At 46.4% G+C, this 5,097-nt stretch carries 5 protein-coding genes and 4 tRNA genes; 2 read left to right on the forward strand and 7 right to left on the reverse strand.

What is annotated here, in order from left to right; all coding sequences use genetic code 11:
• The 5 genes from HGO41_RS25565 to HGO41_RS25585 all read right to left on the reverse strand — a co-directional run.
• Nucleotides 1-137: GTP-binding protein (locus tag HGO41_RS25565; RefSeq protein WP_228389065.1), on the reverse strand; the 137-nt coding region annotated here is incomplete at its 3' end.
• A gap of 108 nt (nucleotides 138-245) precedes the next feature.
• Nucleotides 246-321, reverse strand: a tRNA-Thr gene (locus tag HGO41_RS25570).
• A 7-nt stretch (nucleotides 322-328) separates the two neighbouring features.
• Nucleotides 329-403: transfer RNA gene (locus HGO41_RS25575), tRNA-Gly, on the reverse strand.
• A gap of 130 nt (nucleotides 404-533) precedes the next feature.
• Nucleotides 534-618 (reverse strand) — tRNA-Tyr (locus tag HGO41_RS25580).
• Nucleotides 619-637: 19 nt separating this feature from the next.
• A tRNA-Thr gene (locus HGO41_RS25585) sits at nucleotides 638-713 on the reverse strand.
• 386 nt (nucleotides 714-1,099) lie between these two features.
• On the opposite strand from HGO41_RS25585, the gene HGO41_RS25590 reads away from it, so the two are divergent.
• On the forward strand, nucleotides 1,100-1,636 hold the full coding sequence (locus HGO41_RS25590) for a GNAT family N-acetyltransferase (protein WP_013577416.1): 537 nt from the start codon (nucleotides 1,100-1,102) through the stop codon (nucleotides 1,634-1,636).
• Nucleotides 1,637-1,853: 217 nt separating this feature from the next.
• On the forward strand, nucleotides 1,854-2,804 hold the full coding sequence (coaA, locus tag HGO41_RS25595) for a type I pantothenate kinase (RefSeq protein ID WP_013577417.1): 951 nt from the start codon (nucleotides 1,854-1,856) through the stop codon (nucleotides 2,802-2,804).
• A 52-nt stretch (nucleotides 2,805-2,856) separates the two neighbouring features.
• Here the strand turns inward: coaA and birA are convergent, their stop codons facing one another.
• Together birA and murB are read right to left on the reverse strand one after the other, a co-directional pair.
• Entirely contained in the window at nucleotides 2,857-3,816 is a 960-nt protein-coding gene (gene birA / locus HGO41_RS25600; protein ID WP_112152629.1) for a bifunctional biotin--[acetyl-CoA-carboxylase] ligase/biotin operon repressor BirA, read from the reverse strand.
• Entirely contained in the window at nucleotides 3,813-4,850 is a 1,038-nt protein-coding gene (murB, locus tag HGO41_RS25605) for a UDP-N-acetylmuramate dehydrogenase (protein WP_112152630.1), read from the reverse strand. Before murB ends, birA begins: the two co-directional genes overlap by 4 nt.
• Nucleotides 4,851-5,097: the final 247 nt, after the last annotated feature.

Here is a 5,097-nt window from a genome sequence, read left to right on the forward strand (position 1 = left end):
GCGCGTGCAGAACCGCCGTAGGTTTTAGCCAGAACGGTAGTGATTGCTGCAGTCAGGGTAGTTTTACCGTGGTCAACATGGCCGATAGTACCAACGTTAACGTGCGGTTTGTTACGTTCAAATTTTTCTTTAGACATCGATTGTCCCTCTAAGACACGGTTAAATCGGTGGTATCACCACATCAACCAAGCATTTGCTTGACGAATTAGTTTACAGAAAGAAAATCAGGAGGGAGAATTTGGAAGTGGTGCTGATAGGCAGATTCGAACTGCCGACCTCACCCTTACCAAGGGTGCGCTCTACCAACTGAGCTATATCAGCACATACTTGGAGCGGGCAGTGGGAATCGAACCCACATCATCAGCTTGGAAGGCTGAGGTAATAGCCATTATACGATGCCCGCATCCTGGAACTCGGCTACCTGATTGTTCTGAAGAACTTGAAGACGGGGAAAAGGACGTGAGACACTTAATTCCTCACCTTCACCTGAAGCGACTCTTTCACTTCAAGCTGCCTCATTACTAAGGCTTATATGGTGGTGGGGGAAGGATTCGAACCTTCGAAGTCGATGACGGCAGATTTACAGTCTGCTCCCTTTGGCCGCTCGGGAACCCCACCTAATTGTTAAGTACTTGAATGGTGCCGGCACCAAGAGTCGAACTCGGGACCTACTGATTACAAGTCAGTTGCTCTACCAACTGAGCTATGCCGGCATCAAGTGCTGCGCATTCTATGGAGACTTTACGGGGTATGCAACAAAAAAATTGCATGTTTTGCACTATCGCTCATGTTTTATTCAAAAAGTAAGCTTTTTCCCTTTTTCCGCTGTTTAAGGGGTGAAAATATATCCAAAAGTGCGACTTCTTCATACCTGTCTGAGCAAGATATGAACCACTTTCCTACACTTCATTAATGAAATAAATCCTTCGCAGAGCTTAACCGTCTCATTTATGCACTGAAAATGTGCTTTTGCCTCACAAATGAACATCAAAAGGCATTTCTTTATCAGTTACACCTGATTTCAAGGCCATTTATATTGGCGCAGTTCTTGCACTCTTCATTGCGTACGCACTGTTTTGTTATTTTAAGGAGTGCAGCTATGAAAATTGTCATGCTCAACGCCGCAACATTGCCTGTTTATAGAGATGAACTGGCACAACTTCTCATCGAAGCCAACAGTACAGGCGCTTGCGTGGGGTTCCCGCACGTCACCGGACAAAGAGAGGCGGAAGACTCTTTTCATGATTTACGCCCTGCACTAACTCAAAATGAGCGACTGCTTTGGATCGCCAGAGATGAACAAGGTGTCATTGGGACCGTTCAGCTCGATCTGGCCCATTCTCCGGATTTACCTCATCAGGCCGAAGTGAGTACTTTGCTGGTCTGTGCCCGTGCGAGACGACGCGGCGTCGGTCGTCTGTTAATGCGTGCACTGGAAAATACCGCACAGAACCTGCGTTGCTCCGTTCTGTCTTCAGATATGCAGTCAGGTTCGGACGCCGAAGCTTTCTATCGGGCTCAGGGTTATCGCTGTGCGACACTCAGGCAAGACTCAGCCCGTTACAGCAGAAAAAATGAAGTAGTCTATTACAAACAACTACCGCCCTTCACCTGCGCCTCTCACCCCCTCTTTTAGTCTGTGAAAGTGCGGTGAGTATTTCATCGCACTTTCACAGACTTTCCTCACTTGCATAAGTTTCTCAAAAATTTTTAAACTCAATCAAAGAAATCGATAAGTTATAAGAAAAAGATCTCCCTCAAAAATTAAGGTGTCTATAATATGCTGCTGGTTTACTGTCTGGAGTTGGCGTGATCGCCTTTCCTGACCTGCGCTAACAGGCAGACTTTAACTTATGAAAAAAAGAGACCCATCTTTGGCAACTCCTTATCTGCAGTTTGATCGTACGCAGTGGGCAGCCTTACGTGATTCAGTACCACTCACGCTCAAAGAGGCTGAAGTGGTGAACCTGAAAGGCATAAACGAGGATTTATCCCTCGAGGAAGTCGCGCAGATCTATCTGCCACTTTCACGCCTTCTCAATTTTTACATCAGTTCCAACCTGCGCCGACAAGCCGTGCTTGAGCAGTTCCTCGGTACAGATGGACAGAAAATTCCTTATATCATTGGAATTGCTGGGAGTGTAGCGGTAGGTAAAAGTACGACAGCCCGCGTCCTCCAGGCATTATTAAGCCGTTGGCCAGAGCATCGCTCAGTAGAGCTGATCACCACAGATGGTTTCCTCTATCCCAATAAGACGCTCCAGGAGCGTGGGATCATGAAGAAAAAAGGATTCCCTCAATCTTACGATATGCACCAGCTGGTGAATTTCGTTTCAGAGGTTAAGTCAGGGGCACGACATGTTACCGCGCCAGTCTATTCACATCTGATCTACGATGTGATACCTGATGGCAATAAAGTTATTGAGCAGCCAGATATTTTGATCCTTGAAGGGCTTAATGTCTTACAAAGTGGCATGGATTATCCTCATGATCCACATCGTGTATTTGTTTCCGACTTTGTCGATTTCTCTATATACGTTGACGCACCTGAAAATTTATTGCAGAGCTGGTATATCAATCGTTTCTTGAAATTCCGCCAAGGCGCTTTCTCAGACCCAGATTCTTATTTCCACCATTATGCAAAATTGCCAGAAGAAGAAGCTGTGAATATTGCGACACAGTTATGGAATGAGATTAACGGTTTGAATTTAAAGGAGAACATTCTCCCAACCCGTGAAAGAGCCAGCCTAATCTTGACGAAAAGTGCTAATCACGCTGTTGAAAGTGTTCGGCTGAGAAAATAAATTTACTGTCGTTAACGAATAAAGGAGAGCCTGATACTCTCCTTTATTTTAGTCAGATACCGCGCAGTGAAATCTCACCGCCAATATAAGGTTTAACTACCGCATCCTGTTCAAGCAACAAAGCACCCTGCGGATCAATCCCGCGCTCGATACCATGAATTTCCTGGTCACCGATGAGTAATTTAACCTGACGATCAAGGAAATTATCTAAACCACGCCAGCGGGGAATAAAAGGTGCTAATCCTTCCTGTTCGAAATGTAATAATGCTGACCTTAACTCTTTCAGCAGCATTGCTGTGAGTTCATTGCGGTCAATATTAACACCCGCCTCCTGCAAATTTATCCATCCCTGAGTGATGGCGTCAGAAGCCGGTTCACGCATTTTGAGGTTAATGCCCGCGCCGATAACCAACTGTGCCGCATCGCCGGTTTTACCTGTCAGTTCAACCAGTATCCCAGCCAGCTTACGGTCATTAAGATAAAGATCATTTGGCCATTTCACCCGTACATCTTTAGCTCCAAGGCGCTGAAGCACCTCAGCCATGACAATCCCGATAACCAGGCTTAGCCCCATTGCGGCGGCAGGCCCTTGTTCCAGCTTCCAGTACATAGAAAGATAAAGATTACTGCCAAAAGGTGAGAACCATTTTCGCCCGCGACGTCCCCGGCCGGCCTGCTGATATTCCGCAACACATGCGTCGCCAGAGCTTAATTCGCCAATTCGGTCTAAAAGATACTGATTGGTTGAATCAATAACGGACAGAACTCTGACCTGACCCGCCGGAAGCAGCTTGAGGATTTTCTCCTCGTCGAGCAGTTGGATAGGAGATGGCAGGCTATAACCTTTGCCCGGCACTGTAAATATATCAACGCCCCAGTCACGTACCGTCTGGATGTGTTTATTAATTGCTGCACGGCTCATGCCAATGACTACACCTAACTGCTCACCGGAATGAAATTCACCATCAGCCAAAATGGAGATCAGTTGCAGAGGAACGGTAATATCTTTCATGACAGCGCACCCACGGCGTCCACTTCACCCTTCGCGGCGATAAAACGAACCTCTGGTTCAAGCCAGATACCAAATTTCTCTGCAACAACATCACGTACATATTTAGCCAATGCACGTACATCAGCGCTGCTCGCATGATCTTTATTAATCAGTACTAACGCCTGTTTATCGTGAACTGCTGCGCCGCCAACGGTAAAACCTTTCAAACCAGCCTGTTCAATCAACCATCCTGCAGCAAGTTTAATTTGCCCATTAGCTTGTGGATAAGACGGCATAGAAGGATATTCGTTGCTGATTTTCTCTGCCACAGAAGCGTCAACAGCAGGGTTCTTGTAGAAACTCCCCGCATTACCGGTAATGGCGGGGTCAGGTAATTTGCTCTGTCGCATCGCGCAAACTAAATCAAAGATCTGACGGGGGCTCACAGTCTCAGGATCTAAGCGAGTCAGCTCCCCATAAGTTAATTTCGGCTGCCATTGTTTTGTCAGCTTCAGGCCTACGGCAATAATGGCATACCCTTCTTTATAGGAATGTTTAAATATGCTCTCGCGATAACCAAACTGGCATTCGTCGGATTGCACGCGGATGACCTTTTCGCTCTGCAAATCCAAAACATCCACATAACCACAGATACTCTGCAGTTCGACACCATATGCACCTATGTTTTGAATAGGAGCAGAACCTACGCATCCGGGAATTAAAGCAAGATTTTCCAGACCCGGAATATCATGCTCTAATGCATAAGAAACCAATTGATGCCAATTCTCACCAGCCCCCACATGCAACAGCCATTCCTCTGCATTTTCATCCAGCTCAATACCTTTGATCCGGTTCAGCACTACTGACCCTGCAAAATTCTCCAGGAAAAGAACATTACTTCCTTCGCCTAAAAGTAAAAAAGGCTGCTCCTTTTCCTTCGCTGATTTCCATGCTGCTATGAGTTGTTCAGTGTTCTGGACATGCGTGATTTCAGCAGCATAAGCCGCCAGAGAAAAAGTATTCAGGGATTGAAGAGAAGTGTCGCCAATCGACATAGCAATATTACTCATGAGTGACTTATTTGTGCTTAGTTTAACCGATCCGATATCCTGATACGCAGAGTTTTATAAGTTGGGGTGGGCCTCAAGACCAATAAACAAAGTCCATGCAGAGCTAAATTCCGCATAGCAAAAAGCCCCGCACTTTCGTACGGGGCTTTCCACTTATTTGATGCCTGGCAGTTCCCTACTCTCGCATGGGGAGACCCCACACTACCATCGGCGCTACGGCGTTTCACTTCTG

The sequence above is a fragment of the Rahnella sp. CG8 genome, assembly GCF_023701875.1.
GTDB lineage: Bacteria > Pseudomonadota > Gammaproteobacteria > Enterobacterales > Enterobacteriaceae > Rahnella > Rahnella aceris.